23 protein-coding genes, 1 tRNA gene and 1 other RNA gene are annotated in these 26,014 nt (G+C 35.8%); 5 read left to right on the top strand and 20 right to left on the bottom strand.

All coding sequences use genetic code 11. The annotated features are described in order from the left end of the window. Positions 1 to 51: 51 nt before the first annotated feature. The 7 genes from thiI to WMO38_RS09505 are packed head-to-tail and all read right to left on the bottom strand — an operon-like array spanning position 52 to position 7,059. Complete coding sequence (gene thiI / locus WMO38_RS09535) at positions 52 to 1,230, bottom strand: tRNA uracil 4-sulfurtransferase ThiI (protein ID WP_021866553.1); 1,179 nt, start codon at positions 1,228 to 1,230, stop codon at positions 52 to 54. 12 nt (positions 1,231 to 1,242) lie between these two features. Next, positions 1,243 to 2,400: a cysteine desulfurase family protein gene (locus WMO38_RS09530; RefSeq protein WP_021866554.1), complete on the bottom strand. Its 1,158-nt coding sequence runs from the start codon at positions 2,398 to 2,400 to the stop codon at positions 1,243 to 1,245. Positions 2,401 to 2,430: 30 nt separating this feature from the next. Continuing rightward, positions 2,431 to 3,168, bottom strand: a complete 738-nt coding sequence (locus WMO38_RS09525) for a 16S rRNA (uracil(1498)-N(3))-methyltransferase (RefSeq protein ID WP_186837087.1) — start codon at positions 3,166 to 3,168, stop codon at positions 2,431 to 2,433. After that, the gene (prmA, locus tag WMO38_RS09520) at positions 3,168 to 4,130 is read right to left on the bottom strand and encodes a 50S ribosomal protein L11 methyltransferase (protein ID WP_021866556.1); all 963 of its coding nucleotides are present in this window, start codon (positions 4,128 to 4,130) and stop codon (positions 3,168 to 3,170) included. Before prmA ends, WMO38_RS09525 begins: the two co-directional genes overlap by 1 nt. A gap of 54 nt (positions 4,131 to 4,184) precedes the next feature. Next, on the bottom strand, positions 4,185 to 5,606 hold the full coding sequence (locus tag WMO38_RS09515; RefSeq protein WP_186837086.1) for an aminopeptidase: 1,422 nt from the start codon (positions 5,604 to 5,606) through the stop codon (positions 4,185 to 4,187). A gap of 41 nt (positions 5,607 to 5,647) precedes the next feature. Further along, positions 5,648 to 6,265: an SMC-Scp complex subunit ScpB gene (gene scpB / locus WMO38_RS09510; protein ID WP_021866558.1), complete on the bottom strand. Its 618-nt coding sequence runs from the start codon at positions 6,263 to 6,265 to the stop codon at positions 5,648 to 5,650. A 14-nt stretch (positions 6,266 to 6,279) separates the two neighbouring features. After that, entirely contained in the window at positions 6,280 to 7,059 is a 780-nt protein-coding gene (locus WMO38_RS09505; RefSeq protein ID WP_349162424.1) for a segregation and condensation protein A, read from the bottom strand. A 195-nt stretch (positions 7,060 to 7,254) separates the two neighbouring features. On the opposite strand from WMO38_RS09505, the gene WMO38_RS09500 reads away from it, so the two are divergent. Further along, complete coding sequence (locus tag WMO38_RS09500) at positions 7,255 to 8,100, top strand: YihY/virulence factor BrkB family protein (RefSeq protein ID WP_349162422.1); 846 nt, start codon at positions 7,255 to 7,257, stop codon at positions 8,098 to 8,100. Here WMO38_RS09500 and WMO38_RS09495 read toward each other — a convergent pair. The 3 genes from WMO38_RS09495 to WMO38_RS09485 form a co-directional block, all read right to left on the bottom strand. Continuing rightward, positions 8,065 to 10,251: a SpoIID/LytB domain-containing protein gene (locus WMO38_RS09495; protein WP_349162421.1), complete on the bottom strand. Its 2,187-nt coding sequence runs from the start codon at positions 10,249 to 10,251 to the stop codon at positions 8,065 to 8,067. The two genes, WMO38_RS09500 and WMO38_RS09495, sit on opposite strands and share 36 nt — an antisense overlap. Positions 10,252 to 10,437: 186 nt before the next feature. Beyond that, positions 10,438 to 10,618, bottom strand: a non-coding RNA gene (ssrS, locus tag WMO38_RS09490) — 6S RNA. A 129-nt stretch (positions 10,619 to 10,747) separates the two neighbouring features. Then, entirely contained in the window at positions 10,748 to 11,641 is an 894-nt protein-coding gene (locus WMO38_RS09485; protein ID WP_021866562.1) for a sigma-70 domain-containing protein, read from the bottom strand. A gap of 226 nt (positions 11,642 to 11,867) precedes the next feature. On the opposite strand from WMO38_RS09485, the gene WMO38_RS09480 reads away from it, so the two are divergent. Further along, positions 11,868 to 12,509 carry an RpiB/LacA/LacB family sugar-phosphate isomerase gene (locus tag WMO38_RS09480; protein ID WP_349162419.1) on the top strand — a complete coding sequence of 214 codons (642 nt, stop codon included), beginning with the start codon at positions 11,868 to 11,870 and terminating at the stop codon, positions 12,507 to 12,509. Between the two features lie 116 nt (positions 12,510 to 12,625). Here the strand turns inward: WMO38_RS09480 and WMO38_RS09475 are convergent, their stop codons facing one another. Next, positions 12,626 to 13,045, bottom strand: a complete 420-nt coding sequence (locus WMO38_RS09475; protein ID WP_349162417.1) for a GNAT family N-acetyltransferase — start codon at positions 13,043 to 13,045, stop codon at positions 12,626 to 12,628. 170 nt (positions 13,046 to 13,215) lie between these two features. Here WMO38_RS09475 and WMO38_RS09470 point away from each other — a divergent pair, with 170 nt between their 5' ends. Further along, positions 13,216 to 14,175: a pectinesterase family protein gene (locus WMO38_RS09470; RefSeq protein ID WP_349162416.1), complete on the top strand. Its 960-nt coding sequence runs from the start codon at positions 13,216 to 13,218 to the stop codon at positions 14,173 to 14,175. A 59-nt stretch (positions 14,176 to 14,234) separates the two neighbouring features. Here the strand turns inward: WMO38_RS09470 and WMO38_RS09465 are convergent, their stop codons facing one another. The 7 genes from WMO38_RS09465 to WMO38_RS09435 form a co-directional block, all read right to left on the bottom strand. Next, the gene (locus WMO38_RS09465; protein ID WP_349162414.1) at positions 14,235 to 14,984 is read right to left on the bottom strand and encodes a hypothetical protein; all 750 of its coding nucleotides are present in this window, start codon (positions 14,982 to 14,984) and stop codon (positions 14,235 to 14,237) included. Positions 14,985 to 15,034: 50 nt separating this feature from the next. Further along, positions 15,035 to 16,687 carry a sensor histidine kinase gene (locus tag WMO38_RS09460; protein WP_186837080.1) on the bottom strand — a complete coding sequence of 551 codons (1,653 nt, stop codon included), beginning with the start codon at positions 16,685 to 16,687 and terminating at the stop codon, positions 15,035 to 15,037. A 14-nt stretch (positions 16,688 to 16,701) separates the two neighbouring features. After that, on the bottom strand, positions 16,702 to 17,376 hold the full coding sequence (locus tag WMO38_RS09455; protein ID WP_021866568.1) for a response regulator transcription factor: 675 nt from the start codon (positions 17,374 to 17,376) through the stop codon (positions 16,702 to 16,704). Between the two features lie 98 nt (positions 17,377 to 17,474). Further along, a complete protein-coding gene (locus tag WMO38_RS09450; RefSeq protein ID WP_021866569.1) occupies positions 17,475 to 18,053 on the bottom strand; it encodes a hypothetical protein in 579 nt (192 codons plus the stop codon). Between the two features lie 3 nt (positions 18,054 to 18,056). Beyond that, positions 18,057 to 18,974 (bottom strand): homoserine O-acetyltransferase MetA, encoded by a 918-nt coding sequence (gene metA / locus WMO38_RS09445; protein WP_349162413.1) that lies wholly within the window; start codon positions 18,972 to 18,974, stop codon positions 18,057 to 18,059. A 73-nt stretch (positions 18,975 to 19,047) separates the two neighbouring features. Then, positions 19,048 to 21,021, bottom strand: coding sequence for an NAD-dependent DNA ligase LigA (gene ligA / locus WMO38_RS09440; RefSeq protein WP_349162411.1), 1,974 nt, complete (start codon positions 21,019 to 21,021; stop codon positions 19,048 to 19,050). 21 nt (positions 21,022 to 21,042) lie between these two features. Further along, positions 21,043 to 21,759 (bottom strand): pseudouridine synthase, encoded by a 717-nt coding sequence (locus WMO38_RS09435; protein WP_021866572.1) that lies wholly within the window; start codon positions 21,757 to 21,759, stop codon positions 21,043 to 21,045. A gap of 106 nt (positions 21,760 to 21,865) precedes the next feature. Between WMO38_RS09435 and WMO38_RS09430 the strand changes: the two genes are divergently transcribed. Then, positions 21,866 to 21,938, top strand: a tRNA-Arg gene (locus WMO38_RS09430). 37 nt (positions 21,939 to 21,975) lie between these two features. Here WMO38_RS09430 and WMO38_RS09425 read toward each other — a convergent pair. Continuing rightward, positions 21,976 to 22,878 (bottom strand): DUF5688 family protein, encoded by a 903-nt coding sequence (locus WMO38_RS09425; protein WP_349162409.1) that lies wholly within the window; start codon positions 22,876 to 22,878, stop codon positions 21,976 to 21,978. Positions 22,879 to 23,258: 380 nt separating this feature from the next. Between WMO38_RS09425 and pdxR the strand changes: the two genes are divergently transcribed. Then, positions 23,259 to 24,704, top strand: coding sequence for a MocR-like pyridoxine biosynthesis transcription factor PdxR (pdxR, locus tag WMO38_RS09420; protein ID WP_349162408.1), 1,446 nt, complete (start codon positions 23,259 to 23,261; stop codon positions 24,702 to 24,704). 41 nt (positions 24,705 to 24,745) lie between these two features. Here the strand turns inward: pdxR and WMO38_RS09415 are convergent, their stop codons facing one another. Then, positions 24,746 to 25,990, bottom strand: a complete 1,245-nt coding sequence (locus WMO38_RS09415) for a stage II sporulation protein P (RefSeq protein WP_021866575.1) — start codon at positions 25,988 to 25,990, stop codon at positions 24,746 to 24,748. Positions 25,991 to 26,014 lie beyond the last annotated feature (24 nt).

Here is a 26,014-nt window from a genome sequence, read left to right as displayed (position 1 = left end):
CATATGCGGCAGAGAAAAATCTCTGCCGCTTTTCTTATATTATTATTAATATTATTTAATTTCAATTCTTTCAACTGTATCAATTGCTGTCTTTAACATTTCTTCTATGCAGTCATCGAGATGTTTCTCATCATTTTTAATGATATTAAGATTTGGCTTTGTAACCGGATGCTTTGCTACAAATATTGTACAGCAGTCCTCAAATGGCTGGATTGAAGTCTCATATGTTCCGATTTTTTCAGATAAATCGATAATTTCCTGCTTATCAAAACCGATAACCGGACGGAATACAGGCATCTCACACACTTCGTTTGTACAGTAAAGGCTCTGCATTGTCTGGCTTGCAACCTGACCGATACTCTCACCTGTAATAAGCCCGAGGCAGCCGCTCTTCTTTCCAAGTTCCTCTGCAATCCTCATCATATATCTTCTCATTATAATTGTAAGTTCATCATGCGGACACTTTTCATAAATTGCAAGCTGGATATCTGTAAAATTAACTACATTAAGTACCATAGGACCTGAATATCTTGACACAAGCTTAGCAAGGTCAACTACTTTCTGCTTTGCCCTGTCGCTTGTATATGGAGGTGCATGGAAATATGTTGCTTCAATCTGGACACCTCTTTTTGCGATCATATAGCCTGCAACAGGACTGTCGATACCACCCGATAAAAGAAGCATTGCCTTTCCGGCTGTTCCGATAGGCATGCCTCCCGGTCCCGGAATCTCGACAGAATAAATATTTATTTTATTTCTTATCTCCACCTGTAAAAGAACTTCAGGCTTGTGAACATCTACTTTAAGCTCAGGAAATGCATCAAGAAGTCTTCCGCCGAGTTCCATATTTATCTCCATTGAATCCATAGGATAATTCTTGCGTGCTCTTCTCGCATTTACCTTAAATGTAATATTTTTGTCTGGATATGTTGCATCAAAATATTCAACAACATGTTTTGCAAGGTCATCAAATCCGTTATCTTCAATCTGGACAACCGGACAGATTCCGATAATACCAAAAACTCTCTTTAAAGCTGCAACCGCTTCATCATAATCAAAATCTGAAACTGCTGTTGCATAAATTCTTCCGTTCTCTTTCGTTACGTTAAATTCTCCATCTACTTCTTTTAGTGCATATCTTATCTGACGCACAAGTGCATCTTCAAAAAGGTATCTGTTTTTTCCCTTAACACCTATCTCACCATATTTAATCAAAAAAGCTTTGTACATTTTTCTCTCCATTTACATTCTTTTATATTTTCTTAACACAGGAAGCAGTTCTTTTAATGCCTCCAGAGTATAATCAAGCTGTTCTTTTGTCGTCTCAAAACAGAAGCTGAATCTTATTGTTGAATCAAGCAGTTCTTTTTTTGTTCCTATTGCGACAAGTGTCGAACTGAGTCCCGGCTTGTTTGATGAACATGCCGAACCTGATGATACATATATATTTTTATCTTCCAGTGCATGCAAAAGAACTTCTGCACGTACACCTTCAAATCCCGCACTGACAACATGCGGTGCACTTTCACGTCCTCTCATTCCATTTATATGCACACCATCAAGCTTTTCAAGTTCTGACACAAAATAATCTCTTAATTCATACATTTTATCGACTTTTTCATCAAAATCTTTTGTATAAATAAGTTCTGCTGCCTTTCCAAGTCCAGCTATTCCGGGAACATTTTCTGTGCCGGAACGCATTGCACGCTGCTGTCCTCCTCCGAGTATAAGCGGCTTTATTTTGGTCTTATCTTTAATAAATAAAAATCCAGTTCCCTTTGGACCGTGAATTTTATGTCCACTTACAGAAAGGAGATCGATATTCATTTTCTTCGGATATATACGCATTTTACCATATGCCTGTATTGCATCAACATGGAAAATTATATCTTTATTGTAATCTTTTACTATTTTTCCAATTTTCTCAACAGGTTCAATTGTTCCTATCTCGTTATTTACAAGCATTACAGATACAAGTATTGTCTCTTCGTCAAGTGCTTCTTTTAAAGCATCAACAGATACGAGCCCTCTGTTATCAACAGGAAGATATGTCACATTAAATCCATTTTCCTCAAGGTATCTGAACGGTTCTTTTACAGAAGAATGTTCGACGCTTGAAACTATGACATGATTTCCACGTCTTTTATTAGCAATGGCACTTTCTATAATTGCCATATTGTTTGACTCTGTTCCGCCAGATGTGAACAAAATCTCTTTTTCATCACATTTAAGTGTTTTTGCTATAATCTGTGCAGCCTGCTTAACCTGCTTTTCCGCATCAAAACCTTTTGAATGTTTTGATGAAGGATTGCCGTAATCATTAAGCATAATATCTGTTACGACCTTTGCAACCTCATCGGCAGCCCTCGTCGTTGCAGCATTATCCAGATATGCTTCCATTTTTTCACCTCATTCGCATATTATATTAATTTATTTTTCATTCATATACATAAGCACTGACATAAGCATCATTCCTGCCGTTTCGGTACGAAGAATTCTCTTGCCAAGCGTAATCTCTTCCCAGCCCTCTTCTTTTGCCTTTGAAAGCTCGTCCAAATCATATCCGCCCTCAGGACCAATAAATATTCCTATACTTTCATTGCCTTTCAGGTTTTCTATGATTTTTTTCGTCTTTGCCATTCCATCGGCACATTCATATGGAAGCAGTTTAACATCTAATTGCTGCGACATTTCCAATGCCTCGTTGAATGTGCATACAGGCATAATCTCCGGAATTATGCTTCTTTTACTCTGCTTTGCAGCTGACTCGCTAATCATATTCCAGCGTTTTACTTTCGAATCCGCTTTTTTCTTATCAAGCTTTACAACACTGCGTTTCATGGAAACAGGAACAATTCTGTATACTCCGAGCTCTGTCATTTTCTGAATGATAAGCTCCATTTTATCGCCTTTGGGAAGTCCCTGGAACAGCCATACCTTTATGCCCAATTCCCTGCCTTCTTCATCAATGCTGTCTATTTCGGCTCTTATATTATCATCTGTCATCTCACTGATGTGACAATAATAGTCTACATTGCTTCCGCTGCTTATAAGAAGTTCATCACCCGTTTTCATTCTTAAAACATTTTTTACGTGATTGACATCATCACCTGTAATATCAATATAAGTATCATGGATATTTTCATGCTGTGCAAAAAAATGATACATTATATACCTCTTTTCCTTGCTGTTATATTAACCCACTCACCGTCGTGATTTATCTCAACTATCTCAAGCTCAGGATTCTTTTTGAAACACTCTGCCACTTCCTGCTCTTTTGTATCAATAATTCCTGATGTTATAAAATAAGCTCCCGGCTTCATATGCTGTGTAATCTCTGCTGATAAAGGTTCAAGCACATCTGCAAGAATATTGGCACATACTACATCATAACACTCATATCCGCATCTGTCCTGCACTGCCTTGTCGTCAATAATATTACCCTCTATAACTTCAAGCTTTTCCGGTGCAATATCATTTTGCTGTGCATTTTCTTCCGAAGCAATAATTGCATTAGGGTCAAGGTCTGTTCCAAGTGCATGATTTGCACCGTATTTTAATGCCACAACAGATAAAATACCACTTCCGCATCCTACATCAAGGACTTCCTCGCCGCCTTTTATATATTTCTGAAGCTGTAATATTACCATTCTTGTTGTCTCATGTGAACCTGTTCCGAACGCTGTACCCGGGTCGATTGAAAGCACCTGATGTCCTTTCATCTCGTCTGTCACAGGTTCCCATGTAGGCTTTATATAAAGGTCTCCTATTGTAAATGTATGCCAGTACTGTTTCCAGTTGTTTATCCAGTCTTTATCTTCTGTCTGGCTTTCTGTTACGGTTGCATCACCAACATTTACAAAAGTTCTTAACTCTTCAAGGCCTTCTTCAACCTTTCCAAGTATTGTATTATCATCCTCATCGGCGTCTATATAAAAATTAACCTTTGCCGTTCCGTCATCCGGCGGAAGTTCAGGAATGAAATCTACAAACATCGTTTTTGCTTCTTCCTGTGTAAGCTGTACATTATCCTGAATTTCTATTCCCTCAATTCCAAGCTCTGCAAGCATGCAGCTTATGAGGTCAACTGCCTCAGTTGTTGTCTTAATCGTATATCTGTTCCACTTCATATTTATCTCCAATTCCAATAAATTTTCAGAAAAAAGTCTCTCACCATTATTACCTTAAGCGTCCTTTAAAAATGCTTTGTAGCTCTTATATGCCTCATAAAGGTCAACCTTGCTTATAACTTCGTATGGTGCGTGCATATTCTGCACACCGACACCTGAATCAATAACATTCATTCCGTAATTAGCAAGTATATAAGCTATCGTTCCACCGCCGCCAAGGTCAACCCTGCCAAGTTCGGCTGTCTGAAAAGAAACATTGTTATCATCCATTATTTTTCTTAATTTACCAATATATTCTGCACTGGCATCATTTGAACCACTCTTGCCTCTTGAGCCTGTATACTTCATAAATACTACGCCTTTTCCGAAATATGCTGTGTTCTTCTTTTCATTTACATTGGCATAATTCGGGTCAAATGCAGAATTTACATCTGATGAAAGCATGCATGAATTAGTGAGTGTACGTCTTAATTTCAGTTCGGAATACTGTCCGCATCTATCCATCACTTCTGCAACCATATTTTCAAAAAATCTTGAATGCATGCCGGTCGCACCGACACTTCCTATTTCTTCTTTATCTACAAGAATGCATACACTTGTCTTTTCAGGTTTTACCGATTCAAGCTGTGCTATAAGTGAAGGATATGCACACACTTTGTCATCATGTCCATAACCCATTATCATGCTCTTATCAAAGCCGTAATCTCTCGCCGGACCTGCCGGAACTACGCAAAGCTCTGCTGAAAGAAAATCTTCTTCCTCTATTCCATATTTTTCTTTCAAAAGTGAAAGTATATTTGCCTTAACTCTTTCCTTTTCTTCCTTAACATCCTGATTGTTTTCACTGTCAGAATCATCTGTTTTCTTAACTGCCGGCATGCTTCCAACAAGGACATTTAAATCCTCACCCTCAACTACTTTATCTGCCTTTTTTGTCATCTGCTCAGATGCAAGATGTATAAGAAGGTCTGAAACTCCCACCACAGGATCATCTTCTTTTTCACCTATACAAACTTCAACACTTGTTCCGTCTTTTAATGCAACAACACCATGAAGTGCAAGTGGAAGTGCTACCCATTGGTACTTCTTAATGCCTCCGTAATAATGTGTATCCATTAAAACAAGACCATTGTCTTCATATAACGGATTCTGTTTTATATCAAGGCGCGGTGAATCAATATGTGCTCCAAGAATGTTAAGTCCTTCTTCCATAGGCTTTTTTCCTATTGAAAAAAGAACTATAGCTTTATTCATATTAACGGCATATACTTTATCACCTGCTGAAAGTGTCTCGTTATTTTTTATAACTTCATAAAGGTCTTTATATCCCGCTGCCTTTGCAAGCTCTACAGACTCCTTTACACATTCGCGTTCAGTTTTGCAGGAAGAAATAAATTTCCTGTATTTTTCAGAAAATCCAAAAACATCTTTCTTCCCTGATTCATCATACTTTTCCCATGCATTCTTTCTTTCCATTGTACTGCCTCCGTTTCTGCCTGAATGGCTAAAAGAATAATTTATATATCCAGTGTAAGCTGGTTATCATCATCTGAATTACCGCTTTCCAAATCACGCTGCTGCGCTTCAAGTTCCATCTGTGCCTCATCCTTGAACTTTTCAACAAGATCTTCGCTGATTACAGGAAGTTCGTCTATTGACTGAACACCAAAGCTTCGTAAAAAATCCTCTGTAGTACCGAAAAGCATTGGTCTTCCGGGAGCGTCAAGACGTCCAAGTTCCTTTGCAAGCCCATATTCTACAAGCTTATTTACGGCATGGTCGCAGCTTACGCCTCTTATTTTTTCAATCTCAAGTTTCGTTATTGGCTGTTTATAAGCTATAATTGAAAGTGTTTCAAGCAAAACATCCGTAAGAACATATTTTCTTGGCTGGCTTGCAACTTTTATAAGTTCATCATAATATTCTGTCTTTGTACAAAGCTGGAATGCATTTTCAAGTTCAATTATTCTTATTCCCCTGTTTGCGGCCTCATATCTATCCATCATATTATGTACTATTTTTCTTGTTGTATCAACGTCATGCTCTATGGCAGCAGCAAGTTTTTCAACTTCAACCGAATCGCCCATCGTAAATAACACTGCTTCTATAACAGCTTCTATTCTATCCAAATCCATTTAAACCAATTCCTCTATTCTTCAACTATTATCTCATCTATCAGCTCTGGGTCTTTTACAACATTAATATCAATGTCTCCAAATGTACTCTCCTGATGTACTTCTACAAAACCTGTCTTTATAAGTTCAAGCATTACAAGAAATGTAACTATAACAGAAACTTTTGAAGAATTCTTTGAAAGCATTTCCCTGAATGAAAACTTTTTGTGTGTCCTTAAAAAATCCTGAACCTGAACAAGCTTTTCCGACATGCTGACTTCTTCTTTTTCAATCTTGCCAAACTTGCTTCTTATAGGGTCAACCTTTTCTTCCTGACGTTTTAGTACATCCTGAAAAATTGCATTTAATTTTGCAAGCGTCGTATCACCAATCAGCTCATTCAAATCAACAGGTGGTCTGTAAGCCTCAACTTCTTTCGGAACTGTCGGACGTTTGTAAAATGACTTTTCTGCATCCATCTGCCTGTCTTTTAATTCATACGACATATATTTAAAAAGCTTATATTCAAGAAGTTTTTCAACAAGCTCTGCTCTTGGATCTTCCTCTTCTCCTTCTTCATTAACTTCTTTTGGAAGAAGCATTCTTGATTTTATGTCAAGCAGTGTCGCAGCCATCACAAGGAATTCACTGACAACATTAAGGTCTTCTTTGTCCATCTGATTGACATATTCCATGTACTGCTCTGTTATCATTGCAATCGGAATATCATAAATATTCACTTTATTTTTATCAATCAGATGTAAAAGCAGGTCAAGCGGCCCTTCAAACACCTGAAGTTTTACATTTATTCCCATACTGCGGCTCCGTTTTAATTTGATATAAATCTTTATATTGCTGCACATATGTATACATACATCTTCATACAATATAAAAACGCAACTTATATTGTAACCAAAAATAAAACTTATTGCAAGTACAAGCAGATTGAAAAAATTCTTCTGATGATATATACTTATTTTTATGATTATTTATTTAGAAATGGAGATTTAATGAATACTATTATTATAACAATCAAACAGATAGCATCCAAATTATCAAAAGACTCCATAACAAGCTATGCGGCACAGTCATGTTTTTATATGCTGTTATCATTTTTTCCGGCTTTGATAATACTTATGAGCCTTATACATTACCTTCCGGTTACACCTGATACGATAATAGAGGTACTGCGTGCTGTTGCCCCACCGCAGATAGAACCTGTCTTTGAAACTATCATCAACGATGTATACAATAATTCGAGCATTGCAATAGTCTCTATTACGGCTGTCGTTGTTTTATGGTCAGCCGGAAAGGGATTTCTCTCAATAATGCAATGCCTTAATTCAATATACGGTTCACACAGACACCGCAACTGGTTTATTTCAAGAATCATATCAACTGTTTACACACTTATATTTTTATTAAGCATACTTCTTACGCTTGTACTTATGGTTTTCGGTGACAAATTTGTTTCGATAATCGGATTATTTCTTCCTAAAGTTGCAAATACATTTACCGCCATACTGCACAACAGGGCATTGCTTTTCCCTTGTGTATTAATGGTTATATTTTTATGCATGTATAAATATGTTCCCAACAGAAAGACAACTTTTTTCAATGAGCTTCCCGGTGCTGTATTTGCCGCAACAGGATGGTTTCTGTTTTCATATTTTTACTCAGTTTATGTAAACCATTCACCTAATTTTTCTCTTATGTACGGAAGCCTTTCAACACTGGTTTTTGCCCTTATGTGGATGTATTTCTGTATGATAATTGTTTTCTTGGGTGCTGAACTTAATATGTTTCTTACAAAAAAACGTTCAGGCGACTTTGGTTCCTGGATAGAAGAACTCTAATATATCTTTGTAACTCATACCTCGTTTTGTCATGGCATTTACGGCATTCTGGCTCATGCCTATGCCATGTCCGAAACCGCCTCCCGTAATCACAAAATATTTTTCACCATCTTTTTCCTGGCTTTCAAATATACAGAATGTACTTGGAAGATATGGTGTATTGACAGTTCCGCCATTTGTCTCAAGCGTCACTGCAGCATTTCCAAATGCCTGCCTTATAAGTGATTCACTGTCAAGCGTAACTGTATTCTTATCACCTTCAACAACAACGCTTACGGCAGCTCCACCTGATACTCTTTTCCTGACATATATATTCTGTATAATCCCCACATCTGATATCTTTGAATCAAACGAGCTGCTCAAATCTTTGTCACTCACAGTCATTTTCCACCTGTAATAATTACATGTGCTGTCATAATCACTGTCATACTTCTGTTTTATAAACGAAGCAAAGGATTCTTCATCCATATAATTAATATTTCTTTCACTGCTTCCTATATCACGGCTTTCATAATACGGATAACTTTCCTTTGATGAGCCCCACAATGTCACATCTGTGCCACTGCCGCACGATGTCGAATAATAATATGCCTGAACAACATCATCACCATATCTTAACATCTCGCCTTTTGTCGCAAGAATTGCCTGATTTGATGCATCAAATTCCAAATTATTATTGTAAACCTGAAACTGTGTGCTGTCGTCAACATGTGCACCATATAATGCATAACCTACATTGGTAAGATGTTTATACGCATAACTTCTCGCACACACTGCCTGCACTTTTAACGCTTCAACACCAAAACTTACAGGCATTTCACTTGGTACAACAGTTTTAAGATACTGTTCAATATCTGTCTCATTTATTATAACTATTCCTTCATCCCATAAAGACAGTTCTATAATGCCATAATATTCAGGATTACCCTGACTTCGTGAAATATTTGTCACTTTTATCTTTCCATCTGCCGTATCGGGTTTTATCTCTATTCTGCCATTGTCAAATTTTGAATCCGAAATATCAAATTCAGATATATTTCCCGCATCAACATGTATTTCTTTTTCATCAAAGCACACCTTATACCCATTGTCAGAAGTAACTGAAACTTTATTATGAAATATATCAGCATATCCTGTAGTTTTAAGCAGAACTCTTATATTTCCCGGAGAAAATCCTTTAGATAAAAATGCACCACAGATTTTTCCTCCGGCCACAATGAAATCCTGCAAATCATAACCTATAACAATATTATTTACATCTCTGTCTGCGGAATAATCAGTAAGATTGTATCTCACAAAATTATTATCAACAAAAACTTTTCCATATCCTGTAATTTCTATGTATTCATCACTTACAGACAGTACTTTTCCGGATATTGTATCCTTTTTCAGATTAATTGCATCAATCTTTTTGTTTTCAAGTGAAACATCTGCCAGGGCACTTCCTATATTTTCAATATTTCCTACCTGAAACTTACGTTTTATACCATACAAATCAATATACATTTTGTTATTCTCAATTTTATAAATCCATACATTTTTATATATCACTTCTGTTCCTGTTTCTTTTACAAACATAAGAATTTCACTGCCACATGTAAGGAACACACAATTTTTATCAACTTTACCTGAAAGCTTCAGACCTTTAAATGAATAAATTCCTTTGTCTGTGCACACACTCCATCCTGACAGCTGACTGTCCATGTCAGGAGTTGCAACTACCGCTGCTTCCACCCATGATAAATTATCTCCACTACTGAAAAAATCTTTCAACTCATAAATCAATTGTGAAAACTGCTCATTTGAAAATGTATCGTATGAATACAGTTCTTCCGTAAAATTCACACCGCAATATGAAAATAATTCTTTTGCATATTTCCGTGTAAAAGCATCCTTGGCTTTAAAGTCTGTAAATATCTGCTTTTCACGCACATAATCAATATATTCATCATACCAGTAATTACCATGACCGTCAGACGGCTGGTATCCGCAGGCATACGCTATCACTTTACATGCCTGTGCCATATTAATGCCTTCATGTTCGCTTTTATTTTTTTTAACAAATAATGCAAAAAGGATTCCAATTGATACAAGAACAATAAACACCATTATTTTTAACTTTTTTCTTCTTTTAGCATAGCGTGTTTTCATGTGAAGATTTCTCCCTTCAATGGCACACAAGTACATGCCTGATAATATTTAGTATATTCGGAAGAATTTTTTATTAGAACCCAAGTGGCAAAGTCATCGTACAAATGCCGTTATCCGGTGATGGCATTGGCTTTGCAGCTGTCAGGCAAAAGAAAAGAGCTGGATGGTTACTCCCATACAGCTCTTATAATTCCCAAAATGCCGTTCCCATCTTTTTCGACTCCTAGCCAAAGCCAGGTGGGTTACCGCACACATACCGCTGCCTTCCACTGACAAAGGAGGCTTGACATTAGCATGAAAATATAGGAATCCCGACGAAAAAATGTAGGATCAAAATATGACAGGCTGTCGAACATCCCAGGAATATAAATATTAAATTAAAATACGATTAATCGTTTACGTTCACCATAAACAGTCTGACCTGTCATGGCTTTCTTTTCGCTTATTATATCATACATCTGCTGCTCATACAATATGGTATGCAAAAAAATTAAAATTATGCTCTTATATCAATATCTTCAATATTTTCTGCCGAAAGTCTTATCGCTTCCATTACATTCTCTTTTGATATTCCCATTTTTTCAGCAAGTTCATCAACTGTAGGTTTTCTTTCAAGTTCTTCTTTAAGCCTTTTTGCCCAGTCATTTACAAGATTTACTTTTCCAAGGACTTTTGCCGCAGCTTTGTTGGACATATTCTGCTCATCAATCATCATGCGTAAACTTCCTTCTATTTCTGACTTTACTTCTTTTTCAATTTCTTCAAGAACGTTTATCAAATCCTGTGTATTTCCTTCTTTTATCTTATCCTTCCACTCATAATTATTAAGGAAATGCTTTTCACCTATATAAGCCATCATCGCAAGGTTGGCCTCCTGTATTAAATCACTTGCAAGCACTCCTTTTCTTCTGAAAGGCTCAATCCACCCTACTATTTTTTTTAGAAATGACTGTGACAGCAGGCTTAATGATTCTTTATCATTATCTTCGACAATATTCATAAGCAGAAATGCTCTTCCTGTATCAGACAATTCCTCTACATCTTTTAAATCTTCCATATACATCTGTATATATTTTTCATCTTTTTCATAATCTTCATCTGTGACAAATACCGTCTCTTCTGCAACTTCCTCTTCAAGCTCTTCTGTCTGCTTTACAGCAGATTTCTCAAGCATGTTAAGAAATTCATTGTCAACACCGTTCTCACCCTTGACTGTAATATCATTGGCAAGAAGATAACCTGTTATCATCTGATACTTTGAATCATCAAGTCCAAGGTCTTTAAAATAACTCTCAACATCCTGCTTTGTAACTATATTTCCATTAACTTTTGCATATTCTTTAAGGCTGTTTAATGCCCCCATAAAAGCTGCCTGATTATTGTTATCCATATTTTATTCTCCAATCTTTTAATTTATAATCTATAATTAAATCTGTCTTGATTTTTCCGGTAAAAGTTATAATAACATATATTTTTATATAAAGCAAAACCGCTATTTTGCATAGTTCATTATTCATTACTGTTGACAAAACCAGCTTTTTTGATTATAGTTAAACTATATGTGCAGAAAAAATATTTTCTACATAATCAACTAAGAAAGACGAGGTTTTTGTATAATGAGAATTGCATTAATTAATGAAAACAGTCAGGCTGCAAAGAATGACATGATTTATTCTACACTCAAGAAGGTAGCTGATTCTAAGGGATTTGAAGTTGATAACTATGGTATGTACTCAGCTGATGATAAAGCACAGCTTACATATGTACAGAATGGTATCCTTGCTGCTATCCTTCTTAACAGCGGTGCTGCTGATTTTGTTGTAACCGGATGCGGCACAGGTGAAGGTGCCATGCTCGCACTCAACTCATTCCCTGGCGTAATATGCGGACATGTTGTTGACCCTTCTGATGCATATATGTTCATGCAGATTAACGATGGTAATGCTATCGCTCTTCCTTTTGCAAAAGGTTTTGGCTGGGGTGCCGAATTAAATCTTACATATATTTTTGAAAAACTTTTTGAAGGCGAACCAGGTGGTGGCTATCCTAAGGAAAGAGTTATTCCGGAACAGAGAAACAAAAAGATTCTTGATGAAGTAAGAAAGGTTGCTTTCAAGGACAGCCTTATTGATATCTTAAAGAACCTTGACCAGGATCTTGTTAAAGGTGCTGTTGCAGGTGAAAAGTTCCAGGAACTCTTCTTTGCTAACTGCAAATGTGACAAGCTCGCTGAATATGTAAAGACTCTTCTTGCATAATCAATAATTATTAAATACCGGTATGAGCTGATTTGAGACAATTTCTCGGACAGATATAAAGAACGGATGTGAATTTTACATATATCAATGTAAATCACATCCGTTTTTATAATACTTTACTTTAATATGTACTGAATCATTCCCGGACCAAGTTCAGATGTCGGTCTGGCTATAAATCCATGCTTAGTATAAAATTCTTCTCTTCCTTTTGCACACATGAGGCATAACATCATGCGGCTGTCAGGTATAATAAGACTGTTAACATATTCTATAAGTTTATCAATAAGGCGGCTTCCTATATGCTTTCCCTGATATTCAGGTATAATAATCAAATCCTGTATATAACAGATAACCGCTCCGTCACCTACTATTCTTCCCATTCCTATAGGCTTGTCATCATCATACACTGTTATTATTTTCATGCTGTTATCTAATGCTCTCTGTGCCTGAACCGGATTTAATTCTATCCAGCCGACTTTTTTACGAAGTCCAAGGTAAATCTGTGTATCTTTAATATCTTCTTTAAATGTAAGCATAACTTTTAGTCCTTAATTTTATATTTAATATGTGAAGTATACGCTTAATTTATTAAAAAGTCTATATCCGAATTTATTTTTATAAACATATTTCTCTATAGCCATTATATCCTAAAATATGTTATACTATGTTTAAATGAATTATATTAACTTTTGGAGGCATGCATCAAATGATTACCGTTGCAAAAGATTCCACAGGTGATTTTACCAGTATTCAGGCTGCTGTTGACAGCATTAAATCTACTCCTGAAATAATTTACATAAAAAATGGTATATATAATGAACGCGTGGAAATCAAACTTGACAATGTCACCTTAAAAGGTGAATCTGCAAAAGATACTATTATAACCAACAATTATTATGCCAGAATGATAATGGATGACGGCATCAAAAGAGGAACTTTCCGTTCATATACTTTTTTTGTCAATGCCAATCATTTCTGTGCATCTGATATTACATTTGAAAATTCATCCGGCTTCGGACTTGATGTAGGTCAGGCTGTTGCTGTGTATGCGGAAGGTGATGACATACATTTTAAAAACTGCCGTATGCTTGGTCATCAGGACACATTATTTACAGGACCTCTTCCATTAAAAGAAAAAGAACCCGGTGGTTTTACCGGTCCTACAGAATTTGCTAAAAGAATTCCAGGAAGACAGCTCTACGAAGATTGTTATATCTGCGGCGAAATTGATTTTATATTTGGAAGTGCCACTGCTTATTTTAAAAATTGTGAATTATATGCACTTAACCGCAATGAAAAAATAAACAGCTATTATACAGCTCCTTCTACATATTCCAACCAGAAATATGGTTATGTATTTGACCACTGCCGCCTTACAGGCAACTGCCCAGACAGAACTGTAATGCTCAGCCGTCCTTGGCGTATATATGCAAAAGCTGTCTTTTTAAACTGTGAAATGAGCGGTCAGATTACAGAGACCGGTTTTAGTGACTGGAACAAAGAAGAATCCCATGATACATGCTATTATGCAGAATATAATTGTCATGGTGAAGGATACGTTCCACAAAAAAGACCGCCATATGTCCATCAGCTTACTGAAGCTGAAGCTGAAGAATATACAATGGAAAAAGTTCTTAACGCTCCGGTTTATCCGGCTGAACCATAAAAAAACACCCTCAAAGTCAGTTACATCTTTGAGGGTATTTTTATATACATTTTATATTTTTACTGGATATTAATTGTGCCTATAGACGCACCATTTACAGAAATAACAGCTGTCGCTCCTGATATTGCTGATATATTGCTTTCAGGCACTTGGAAAATTGCTGCTGCTGTATATGATGAGCCTGCATTAATGCTGACATTTTTCAATTGTAAAATATCATTCTTTAATAATGTGGCTGATTCTGCAACAGTCTTATCTCCAACTGTTAATCTTATTGAAACACCTTTTGATGATGTATTGGCTGTTATCTGCGAGCTTCCATTATTTTTTATTTCAAATTCAAGTGCCACAACTTTACATCCACTCTTTGCAGGAACAGAAATTGAATATTCATCTGTTGGATATCTGTCTCCTGCCTGATATGTCTTATATGTAATCTGGGCATTGTCAAGACCTAATGCAGATGCAAACTGTTCCATAACTCCCAGACCAGACTGCGATGTACCCGCAGAACCTGTCTGTGATATACTTCCCGATGTCGAAGCTGTATTTTTCGAACCTGAATTAGCTTTCGTATTACCAGATGAAGTCTGTGTGCTGCCTGATACTGAATTCTGATAATTAGTCAATGCCGAATTCTTTAACTTCTGATATTCCCATTCATTTTCATATGAATATTTAAGAAGTACACCGGCAATATATTCTGCCACATGGTCATTATCTTCTTTGTTAAGCTCTATATCACCTTTACATCCTGTAAATGAAAACATCAATACAAATACAAGTCCTAATGCTGCTAATCTCTTCATCTGCTTACAACTCCCAAAAAAATATTAGCCTAAAGCTGTTTATTATTATATCACGCCTTTGCATCAAGGTCAAACCAGAACTCAACTCCACCATCGACATTCATGACACCACATTCCTTGCCAAGTGAATCCATAATTGCCTTTACTATAGAAAGTCCGATTCCATTACCGCCATACTCTCTTGTTCTTGCTTTATCAACTTTATAGAACTTTATCCAGATATTATCTATGTCTTCATCAGGAATATGCTTTCCGGTATTAAATACAAACACTCTTATATTGTCGCCGATTCTCTGTGTCCTGACGACTATTTTCATATCAAAATCACAATGATTTATGGCATTGCTGATGTAATTTGTCACAACCTCTTCTATCTTATATTCATCCGCCCAGACATACATATTTTTTTCCGGTGCAGAAAATGTAATAGATATATCTTTTTGTGATGCACGAAGTGTATTGGCAGATATAACTGAATTAAGCAGTTCTACTATATCAAACCTTTCAAGAACTGTCTCCTCATCACCAAATTCAATCTGGTTAAGTGTAAGAAGCTTCTTTACCATCTCATTCATTTTATTTGATTCATCAATAATTACATCACAATAAAATTCCATGCTTTCAGGGTCGTCAGATATTCCTTCCTTTAATCCTTCTGCATATCCCTGAATAAGTGCTATCGGTGTCTTTAATTCATGCGATACATTGGACAAAAAATCTGAACGCATCTGTTCGAGTTTTTCTTTTTTATCAATATCTTTTTTTAGTTCAAGATTGGCAGTCTTTAACTGTGAAATATTCTGTTCCAGTTTTTCTGACATATTATTCATGCTCTTTCCCAATATGCCTATCTCACCCTTATCACTCCCTGTATATCTCGCATCAAAATCCATATCTGCCATTCTCTCAGCAAGATTTGAAAGTTCCTTAATTGGTTTGGAAATATATCCGGATAATACATAGGCTGCTGCAATTCCTGCTGCCAATACTACAAGTCCGATATAAGTTACAAACTTATTAAAAATACTTACATTATCTTTAATTCCCTGAATTGCAACACGCATCATAATAGAACATCCATTATCAAGCGTTCCCCAGAGTTCATAATAGTCATCTGAAAGTCGTTCATCATACACTTTCTGGAGTGTATATTTATCAGTTTCTTTTATAATCTCACGCTTTTCTGCAATTCCGCTCTGCTCCATATTTATAGAAAGCGAACCGCCATTTCTATCTTTCATTGGGAACTTTTTATCGTCATCTTTTATATCATCATCTGACGGCTGTTGTTTGTCATCCTGTTGTTTATCGTCCTGTATATTAGAATTATCATAACTGTCCTGTTTTCCAAACACGTCTCTGTTAAACATACTCATTCTGAGTCTTTCAACCATCTCAGCTTCACCATTACAGTTAGTATAAAGCGTTGTCCAGTCACTGTTTATAACTATTACAGAAATAGCCGCACCTGACGCAAACTGCTCTATCTTATCCTGCATCTCATCCTTGCCGAGTGTCCCGCCCGTGTATGAAACTATTGTATTATTAATATAAGTATACCCCTCAAGCATCTGTTTCCTGCGTCCATTCAGATAAAACTTTTCTGACATTGTACTGTTTAATATCATAAGCAGCACAAGAAGGCTTGAAATAATAATTGTAAGCATTAAAGTAATTTTAAACTTAATAGAATGTCTTCCCATATCTGTCTCTTCCTTTAAACTTCAAACTTATATCCCATTCCCCATATCGTGCGGATGCAGTCACCTTTTTCACCCATCTTCTTGCGGAGCTTCTTTACATGCGTATCAATCGTTCTTGCATCTCCGAAATAATCATAATTCCAGACATTATTAAGAATCTTTTCTCTTGATAACGCAATTCCTTTATTTTCAACAAAATATGTAAGAAGTTCAAATTCTTTGAAACTTAAATCAATCTCTTTTCCATCTATCCTTACAATATGTGCAGCCTTATCAATCTCAATTCCGCCTATTTCATACACTTCAGAACTATCTATCTGATAAGTTCTTCTTATGAGTGCATCAACTCTCGCCGTCAGAATCTTTGGACTGAAAGGTTTTGAAACATACTCATCAGCACCACAGTCGAAGCCCTGTAATTCATCTTTTTCCTCGCTCTTTGCTGTCAGCATTATAATTGGCACTTTTGAGTCTTTTCTAATCTGTCGGCATACTTCCCATCCATCCATCTTAGGCATCATAACATCAAGTATTATAAGTGAAATAGACTTATCAGCATAGAAAATATCTATGGCTTCTTCCCCATCAGCTGCCTCTATAACTTCATAATTACTTCTAGATAAAAAATCATGAACAAGTTTTCTCATTCTGCTCTCATCATCAACAACTAAAACTTTTATTTTATCCATATCATCTATCTCCTGTTTTTATTAATTTTCACTCTAAGACTTCTGCCTTTTACTAAAAATAAATATAAAACAAATATATGTTTAAAATGTGAAGATTTTTAATTTTGTTTTGACTGTGTCTGATTTTCTCTTGCCTTTAATGATGCTTCCTGTGATTCAAGCTGTTCCTGCCATGTAGCATACTTATCCTGTAATTTTCTCTCATAATCTATTACAGTCGGTGTTGATGAAGTCTTTAAAATAACAGCCATCGCAGCTATAACAACAACAAGGACAATATTGACAATCATTAACTTTATATATTTATCCTTATATCTATTCTTATCTCTTTTTAACTGTCTTATCTCATCTTTTACCTTTAAAGGTATCTTCTTCTCATCAAGCATTTCGCTCAATTCATTATTAATCGGAATTGGTCTTATTTTATCATTCGGAATATCTTTATTAATATATAAAAACTGCTGAAGTTCCTTTAAATAATCAATTCCGACAGGCGTATTAAACAGCTGTTTGTCAAGTATCTGGTTGTATAACATATATACCTGTTTTGGGTCTTTTCCATCTGTCTTTGATGACAGATACTTTATTGCATTAAGTTCATCTTTGGCATCCTGTGCTTCTTCCTTAGTTGCAAACTTATATCCAGCAACTGTAAATGTCTGTTTTTCATCTGCCATATCTTACACATCCTCTTCAAGAATATACGGAGTTATCTGATAAACATAATAATTAAGCCAGTTCGTATAAAGATTATTCGCATGGCTTCTCCATGAAAGAACCGGCCTGCGGTTACAGTCATCATCAGGATAATAATTAACCGGGAGTTCAATATCTAATCCTTTTTCAATATCACGCTTATACTCACCATCAAGTGTTACACGGTCATATTCCGGATGTCCCATAACAAATATCTGTTTTCCTTCTTTTTCCATAACAATATAAATTCCGGCTTCTTTGGAATCCGCAAGTACTTTAAGATTTGGATTAGAAAGTATATCTTCACGGCAGGCTTCTGTATATCTCGAATGAGGTGCCATGAAAAAATCATCAAAACCGCGTACAAGCGGTTCACGTTTATTCATTACATGATGTCTGTAAACACCTGAAAGTTTCTTATCCAGAAGCACTTTCTTAACTCCATAATGATAATACAATCCTGCCTGTGCACCCCAGCATATATGAAGCGTTGATGTTACATGAGTCTTTGACCACTCCATAATTCTTGTAAGCTCATCCCAGTAATCTACCTGCTCAAAATCCATCTTCTCAACCGGTGCACCTGTTATAATCATTCCATCAAATTTCTTTCTCATTATCTCCGGAAATGTAACATAAAACTTTCTTAAATGTGAAACTGACGTATTCTTAGAAACATGGCTCTCCATCTGTAGAAATGTCACATCTATCTGAAGAGGTGTATTAGAAAGTCCTCTTAAGAGCTGAAGCTCTGTATCCTGTTTTATAGGCATGAGATTAAGAATCACTATTCTAAGCTCTCTGAAATCCTGTGAAAGAGCCCTGTTCTCATCCATGACAAATATATTTTCATCCTCAAGTTCCGCCTTTGCCGGCAAATCACTCTGTATCCTGATTGGCATAACCTCCGCCTTTCCCAAATCAATTTATATAATCTGTAAACATAATTTTTCTAAATTTAATAACACCTGTATATTACATCAAATCTTTTCTGCCTGCAATATCGAGGAATTCTTCTTCACTTATAATCGGTATTCCAAGCTTTGATGCATTTTTATTCTTTGATGATGTAGATGTTACATCATTATTAATGAGATAACTTGTATTACCTGTAACAGACCCTGTGACCTTTCCACCCATTGATTCTATCAGGTCTTTTAATTCATTTCTGTTATTAAAATGACTTAGTGAACCCGTTATAACAAAAACTTTACCTTCAAGAGCATCTGCATTTTCAGAATTATTATCTTCTTCTTTTTCAATATCCAGCTCTTTTAATAACTTTTCAAATAATGCTCTGTTATTCTCATTTTCAAAATATGAAACAAATGCATCAGCAAGTACAGCTCCTACACCTTTTACAGCTTCAAGTGCCGGACGGTCTGCTGCCGTAAGCTGTTCTTTATCTGAACCAATTGCTTTTACAATCATCTTGGCATTTGAAAGTCCTATTCCTGGAATTCCGAGACTGTATATAACCTTTGCCATAATTGTCTTTCTTGACTGTTCAACAGCATTAAGAATATTTTCACAGGACTTTTCACCAAATCCTTCCATGCCTGATATTATGTCCTTATACCTGTCAAGATGATATAAATCCGTAAAATCTTTTATAAGACCATTCTGGATAAATTTCTCAAGTGTAGCCTCTGAAAGTCCGTCAATATTCATTGCATCCCTTGAAACAAAATGTGCAAATCTCTTTACATGCTTTGCCTGACATTCTTCATTCATACAATACAGTGATTTGACATCATTAATCTGCTTTATTTGTGTCTTTCCTTTACAGACAGGACACTCCAAAGGAATCTCAACATTGCCGCTTCTTGTAAAATTATCTGCTATCTGCGGAATAATCATATTAGCTTTAAAGACACTTATCTCATCACCTATTCCAAGCTGTAAGCCTTCCATAATGCTTATATTATGAACACTTGCCCTTGAAACTTTTGTGCCCTCAAGCTCAACCGTATCAAATACCGCTATAGGATTTATCAGCCCTGTCCTTGACGCACTCCATTCAATCTTTCTAAGATGTGTTACGGCTGTCTCATCAGTCCACTTAAATGCCATTGAATTACGTGGAAACTTAGCCGTTCTTCCAAGTGAATCGCCATATGCGATATCATCATACAATATTACAAGTCCGTCTGATGGAAAATCATTATCTTTTATCTTATCTTCAAACCACATAATTGTGTCTTTGAGATTTTCTGATGTCACTTCTTTGTATTCAACTACAGAAAATCCCTGTTCTTTAAGCCATTCAAACTGTACTTTCCTTGAATTCTTAAAATCCTGTCCATCTGCATAAACAAGCGAAAATGCAAAAAATCTTACATTTCTTTCTTCAGTAATCTTATTATTAAGCTGGCGTACTGAACCGCTGCAAAGATTTCTTGGATTCTTATATTTTGCATCTATCTCAGGAATCTTTTCATTGATTTTTTCAAAGTCAGAATAAGTTATAATTGCCTCTCCTCTTATAACAAGTCTGCCTTTAAACGGAATTAACAACGGAACATTTTTAAATACTTTTGCATTCTGTGTAATAATTTCCCCAACTTCGCCATTTCCTCTTGTTACAGCTTTTAAAAGTTCGCCATTTTCATATGTCAGGACTATAGTAAGCCCGTCAAGTTTCCATGATAACAGACCTCTCTGGCTTCCAAGCCAGTCCACCAGCTCGTCGGAATTTTTTGTCTTATCAAGGCTTAACATAGGACTGTCATGTCTTTCCTTTGGAAGCTCACTGAGCGTTTCATATCCAACATTAACAGTAGGGCTGTCCGAAAGAACAATCTTAGTTTTTTCTTCAAGTTTTACAAGTTCGTCATAAAGCTTATCATATTCAAAGTTGCTCATTATCTCAACGCCTTCTGAATAATAACTTTTTCCTGCCTTGTTTAATATGCTTACAAGCTCTTTAATTCTTTCCAAATCCGTCATTTCCGTTACCACTTTCTGTCCTTATTTCTTATTGATAAGATTCATTAATTTTTCATATTCGCTGCCTTCAATTTTTCTTGTTGCACCAGCTGGCAAATCATTCAATTCTATATTCATTATTCTTATTCTTTTCAATTTTACGACTTTATATCCAAGATTGGAACACATACGTCTTATCTGTCTGTTTAATCCCTGTTTTAAAATTATCCTGAATGTTTTTTTCCCTGTCTTAATAACACGGCACGGTCTTGTCGTTTTATCAAGTTCTTTTAAATACATCGGTTCTGACATTCTGCGTTCAAAATCATCTGAAAGATTTTTATCTACCTCAACTATATATTCTTTCTCATGCTCATTTTTCCCCGTGAGAATATTATTCATCAGTTCACCATCATTAGTCATTAAAAGAAGGCCTTCTGAATCTTTGTCAAGTCTTCCGACAGGGTAAATTCTTTTGTCACATCCAAGAAAATCAACTATATTATTAGCCCCCTGTTTATCAGTTGTGGTGCATACTATTCCTCTTGGTTTATTCACTGCTATAAGTATATTTTCTTCTTCCGGAACAACTGCCTTACCATCAACATATACCTTCTGTCCCGGCATAACACGGCTTCCCATATCTGCCATATTTCCATCTATAAAAACACGTCCCTCACCGACAAGCCTGTCCGCTTCTCTTCTCGAACAATATCCTGCCGAACCGAGGAACTTATTAATTCTTACTCCATCATCCATATGCTTTCATTCCTGTTATTAATAAATAATATAATTTTAACAAAATCATTTCGTCATTTCAACCATCTTGCTTTTTTTGTTTTTATAATGTAAAATAATACAGCATGTGCATGTAGCTCAGTGGATAGAGCGTTCGCCTCCGGAGCGAAAGGCCGTGGGTTCGACCCCCATCATGCACATACTGTCTTTATTTAATATCTGTTTCTACTATTTTTATCACATTGTAATAAGTCCATTCTTTCTGTTATATTCATACACATTATCAGACAGAATCTCATCCTGCGAAACTCCCTGTTCATTCACTTCCCTTACCATATCTGCAAGTTCAGATTTATCAAATGCATTCTTTTTAGGAACAATAATAACCTCATGAACAGATGACGGAAGTATGTATAAATCAGAATGTACATCATTCGCAAATTTTTTAAGAAGATTATCATATAATATACATGCGGCACCATTTACCCTTGAAGAATTGGTGAGCACATATAAAATGTCTTCGCCTGTGTATTCACACACTTTCTCGTCATTATCAACCGGAGCTGTTCCTGCAATCTCACTTAATATTTTACTCATAGGCACAATGCTGCCGGCAAGCAGAACAGGTGTATTCTTCAATGCATCATTATAAATTTCATCCTCTGTCACATTCCAGATTCTTAAATGTTCATTATGAATAAGTGCCGTTGCACTCACACCTTTCCTTTGCTCTATCAGGCAGTAAAAAACTACAGCAAGGTCAAGCACTCTTTTATATGGCACATCTTCCAGAAGTTTTTTATTCTTCTGATAATTGACAAGCTTATATACGATTGTTTTTCTGACATTTTCATAATTTTCAAAATAATCAGCATTAATATTAATTGAATTCTTATTCTGATTATAAATACGTATAATCTCACTTACAACAGCTTTTAAAGAAACCCCTTCCCTGTATCTGTCATAAAAAGAATTAATATATATTGTAGGTGCGATATTCTTATCTTTTTCCATTATTGTAATGCCGTCAAGCTCCGTTCCGTTATTTTTCATGACATGATTAAGCGTGACGCTGACATTACTGTCATACCTTGATTCTACCTCCTTTCGTACATTTTCCAGAAACTCCCTGTACTCCATAATAAGTTACTCTCCTTTAATATAATATTTAAATAAACCGTTTACACACGGATATTTACATAAACACCAGTGGAATCTTACCCGAAAAATCTGTAACCTTATGGAATAAAAATGAAAAGTCCTGTATAAGGCAATAGAAGCAGGTATAATGACTGCACCGACTTGTATATATGCCTCTTATGCATATATACAAATAAGAACACGAAAACTCGTGCAAGAAATAAATAGTATTAATAATTTATATTCACTATATATTAATTTTATTTAATTGTCAATATATTTTTGATATTTTTTGATGTAATTTTGACATAATTTTTCAAATAGTGTATATTGAGCTAAATAATTGTTATTCTTTAAATATAACTGAAAGAGGTAATTTTATGCTTACATATTCTTTTGAAAATACAGGTTCTGACAGCATGTATGAATATCTGTACAAATGTATACGTGACGATATTTTAAAGCACAATCTGACCAATGGATATAAACTTCCATCCAAGCGTAATTTTGCCAAGAATCTCGGAATAAGCACAATCACAGTTGAAAATGCTTATGAACAGCTTATCGCTGAAGGATATATTTATTCTATTCCCAAAAAGGGCTACTATGTATCTGATATCAGCCAGATACTTATCCCGGCATATGAAAATGAATTTAAAGAACGTAACGCAGATATTTCCGTAAAATCTCCTGTTTATAAAAATCTGCATATCAAACCAAATCCTTCAGACAACTGTTTTGCAGACCTTGCTTCAAACAGGATAAATGCCGATAATTTTCCTTTTTACACATGGTCAAAACTTATGAAAGAAATTATGGCTGACAGACGTGATGCACTCTTACAGCCATCACCATCGGAGGGAATATATGAGCTTCGAGCTGCCATATGCAGCCATTTAAAAGAATTTAGAGGCATGAATGTACATCCTGAACAGATTATAATAGGTGCCGGAACTGAATATCTTTATACTCTCATTATACAGCTTCTCGGACGCGATAAAACATTTGCGGTTGAAGACCCAGGATACGAAAAAATACGCAAAATTTATAATAGCAACAATGTAAAATGTGTAAGCATTCCCATTGATGAAGAAGGTGTTAATATAGATGCATTAAAGGCCGGAAATGCGGATATTCTCCATCTTTCGCCATCACATCACTACCCTACCGGAATTGTCACTCCAATAGGACGCCGCTATGAAATTCTTGGATGGGCATTAAACTGCGAATCACGATACATAATTGAAGATGATTATGACAGTGAATTCAGGCTTTTAGGAAAACCTATACCTTCGCTTGAAAGTATTGATGTATCCGGAAAAGTAATTTATATGAATACATTTACAAAAACGCTCTCTCCTACAATAAGAATAAGCTACATGGTGCTTCCAGGGCAGCTCATGCAGCTTTTTAAAGAAAAACTTAATTTTTATGCCTGTACCGTATCAAATTTTGAACAGTATACACTTGCTGCTTTTATTAATAAAGGGTATTTTGAAAAACATATAAACCGCACGAGAATTCTTTACCGCCGCCAGCGTGATATGTTTATTGATGCTATAAATAAAAGTCCTCTTTCCTCAATTATAACTATTCATGAGGAAAATGCCGGACTCCATTTTCTGCTTCACGCAAACACCACTCTTAGCGATGAAAAGCTTATTGAACGTGCTATGCAAAGAGGGCTTAAAATATCATGTCTGTCAGGATATTATGCAGACAAAAGCCTTGCAATAGACCATACGCTGGTAATTAACTATTCAGCCCTCTCCGATGATAAAATTAATGAATCAATAGATAAATTATATCAATGCCTAACTGATTAAATTATATACATGATAACACATCAAGCATAATTTTTTCTCATTTAATATGCTCTTACTCCTGTAAGCAGTTTATCAAGCATATCTGCCAGCGGTTCCATTGCATTTTTTACCTCTTCAAATGTATTGGTCTGTGCTCCTGCCTCAATGAGCATTGATTTTGCACGCTCATGGAGGCAGTATCTGTATGCATTAATATAATTTCTGCGAAGAAATCCAGGATAATATGCCTCCCCGATAAGATGCATCTGAAGACTCATTGCCAGGTTGTCATCCCTGTATGGATTATACAGATAATTTATATTCCCCTTAACATTGCTATAGCTTATTCCGTTAAAAAACATTATTTTAGCCATCTGCCTGCCGTCAACTTCCGTCACAAGATGTGTTGTATCTGCCACTCCATCCCTGTGGAGGTCAATAACAACTTCTATTGAAGGATTGCTTTCAAGAATTGATTCTATCCCCTGTTCGGCATAAGTATATGCCTTGCTCCTGTCAAGTTTACCATCAACATAATCATAAACACTCCTGTCATGTATAACGTTGTACCCTTTACCGGTCAGAAGTTCTGTGAGGTAATCACCAACACCAAGTATTGATGTTGAATCATCATCTGTTGAATCCGCAAATTTTTCCTGTGAATGTGTATGAAAAATAAGAATCTGCGGACTTGACGAATCATGTGTGATTTTCATATCTTTATCAAGAAACTCTGAAGGTCTGAATATTTCTTTTGTAAGACTCGTAATGCTTGTAACAGTATAAAACTGCTGACAGAAATTATAATCATTAAGATCCTGCCTGTCATAGACATTACCCGTAACTGTATCAGCAGCTATTATATTTGTGCTTTTTTCACTTTCTGTTTCACCACCTGTGGCTTTATCTGATTCCACAGAAACATCATTTTCCTGATTCTGGTTATTATCTTCTTTATTATCATCCTGACCTGTTATATTTACAACCTGTGCTATTGTATCAACATAACCGTCATATGATACACACGCTTCGCCCTGCCCCGCATATATTCTGTAATATTCACCTGTCGGATAAATATCATTTAAAATTGAATTCTTTAATGTATATTCCGACTGTGATTCTACCGAATCATAAAATGTATATGACGGCACATACTCTCCTGCAAGGAAATTTCCCGCACCACTTATTACTCCGGCAAGAACATTTCCAATTGCATTTTTACCTCCACAAAAAATAAAATAAAACACAATTGTCAATATCAGCATTATTATCAAAAAAACAGCACGTCTATATTTTTTCACCGACATTTCCCGCCTCCGCTATGCACCGCC

The organism is Lachnospira hominis (ex Hitch et al. 2025), from assembly GCF_040096395.1.
Classification (GTDB): Bacteria; Bacillota; Clostridia; order Lachnospirales; family Lachnospiraceae; genus Lachnospira; species Lachnospira hominis.
This window is presented reverse-complemented; position numbering and strand designations above follow the sequence as displayed.

Bases quoted from the DNA above. Each gene is read 5' to 3' on its own strand.
- thiI (WP_021866553.1), bottom strand. From the start codon at position 1,230: ATGTACAAAGCTTTTTTGATTAAATATGGTGAGATAGGTGTTAAGGGA.
- WMO38_RS09530 (WP_021866554.1), bottom strand. From the start codon at position 2,400: ATGGAAGCATATCTGGATAATGCTGCAACGACGAGGGCTGCCGATGAG.
- WMO38_RS09525 (WP_186837087.1), bottom strand. From the start codon at position 3,168: ATGTATCATTTTTTTGCACAGCATGAAAATATCCATGATACTTATATT.
- prmA (WP_021866556.1), bottom strand. From the start codon at position 4,130: ATGAAGTGGAACAGATATACGATTAAGACAACAACTGAGGCAGTTGAC.
- WMO38_RS09515 (WP_186837086.1), bottom strand. From the start codon at position 5,606: ATGGAAAGAAAGAATGCATGGGAAAAGTATGATGAATCAGGGAAGAAA.
- scpB (WP_021866558.1), bottom strand. From the start codon at position 6,265: ATGGATTTGGATAGAATAGAAGCTGTTATAGAAGCAGTGTTATTTACG.
- WMO38_RS09505 (WP_349162424.1), bottom strand. From the start codon at position 7,059: ATGGGAATAAATGTAAAACTTCAGGTGTTTGAAGGGCCGCTTGACCTG.
- WMO38_RS09500 (WP_349162422.1), top strand. From the start codon at position 7,255: ATGAATACTATTATTATAACAATCAAACAGATAGCATCCAAATTATCA.
- WMO38_RS09495 (WP_349162421.1), bottom strand. From the start codon at position 10,251: ATGAAAACACGCTATGCTAAAAGAAGAAAAAAGTTAAAAATAATGGTG.
- WMO38_RS09485 (WP_021866562.1), bottom strand. From the start codon at position 11,641: ATGGATAACAATAATCAGGCAGCTTTTATGGGGGCATTAAACAGCCTT.
- WMO38_RS09480 (WP_349162419.1), top strand. From the start codon at position 11,868: ATGAGAATTGCATTAATTAATGAAAACAGTCAGGCTGCAAAGAATGAC.
- WMO38_RS09475 (WP_349162417.1), bottom strand. From the start codon at position 13,045: ATGCTTACATTTAAAGAAGATATTAAAGATACACAGATTTACCTTGGA.
- WMO38_RS09470 (WP_349162416.1), top strand. From the start codon at position 13,216: ATGATTACCGTTGCAAAAGATTCCACAGGTGATTTTACCAGTATTCAG.
- WMO38_RS09465 (WP_349162414.1), bottom strand. From the start codon at position 14,984: ATGAAGAGATTAGCAGCATTAGGACTTGTATTTGTATTGATGTTTTCA.
- WMO38_RS09460 (WP_186837080.1), bottom strand. From the start codon at position 16,687: ATGGGAAGACATTCTATTAAGTTTAAAATTACTTTAATGCTTACAATT.
- WMO38_RS09455 (WP_021866568.1), bottom strand. From the start codon at position 17,376: ATGGATAAAATAAAAGTTTTAGTTGTTGATGATGAGAGCAGAATGAGA.
- WMO38_RS09450 (WP_021866569.1), bottom strand. From the start codon at position 18,053: ATGGCAGATGAAAAACAGACATTTACAGTTGCTGGATATAAGTTTGCA.
- metA (WP_349162413.1), bottom strand. From the start codon at position 18,974: ATGCCAATCAGGATACAGAGTGATTTGCCGGCAAAGGCGGAACTTGAG.
- ligA (WP_349162411.1), bottom strand. From the start codon at position 21,021: ATGACGGATTTGGAAAGAATTAAAGAGCTTGTAAGCATATTAAACAAG.
- WMO38_RS09435 (WP_021866572.1), bottom strand. From the start codon at position 21,759: ATGGATGATGGAGTAAGAATTAATAAGTTCCTCGGTTCGGCAGGATAT.
- WMO38_RS09425 (WP_349162409.1), bottom strand. From the start codon at position 22,878: ATGGAGTACAGGGAGTTTCTGGAAAATGTACGAAAGGAGGTAGAATCA.
- pdxR (WP_349162408.1), top strand. From the start codon at position 23,259: ATGCTTACATATTCTTTTGAAAATACAGGTTCTGACAGCATGTATGAA.
- WMO38_RS09415 (WP_021866575.1), bottom strand. From the start codon at position 25,990: ATGTCGGTGAAAAAATATAGACGTGCTGTTTTTTTGATAATAATGCTG.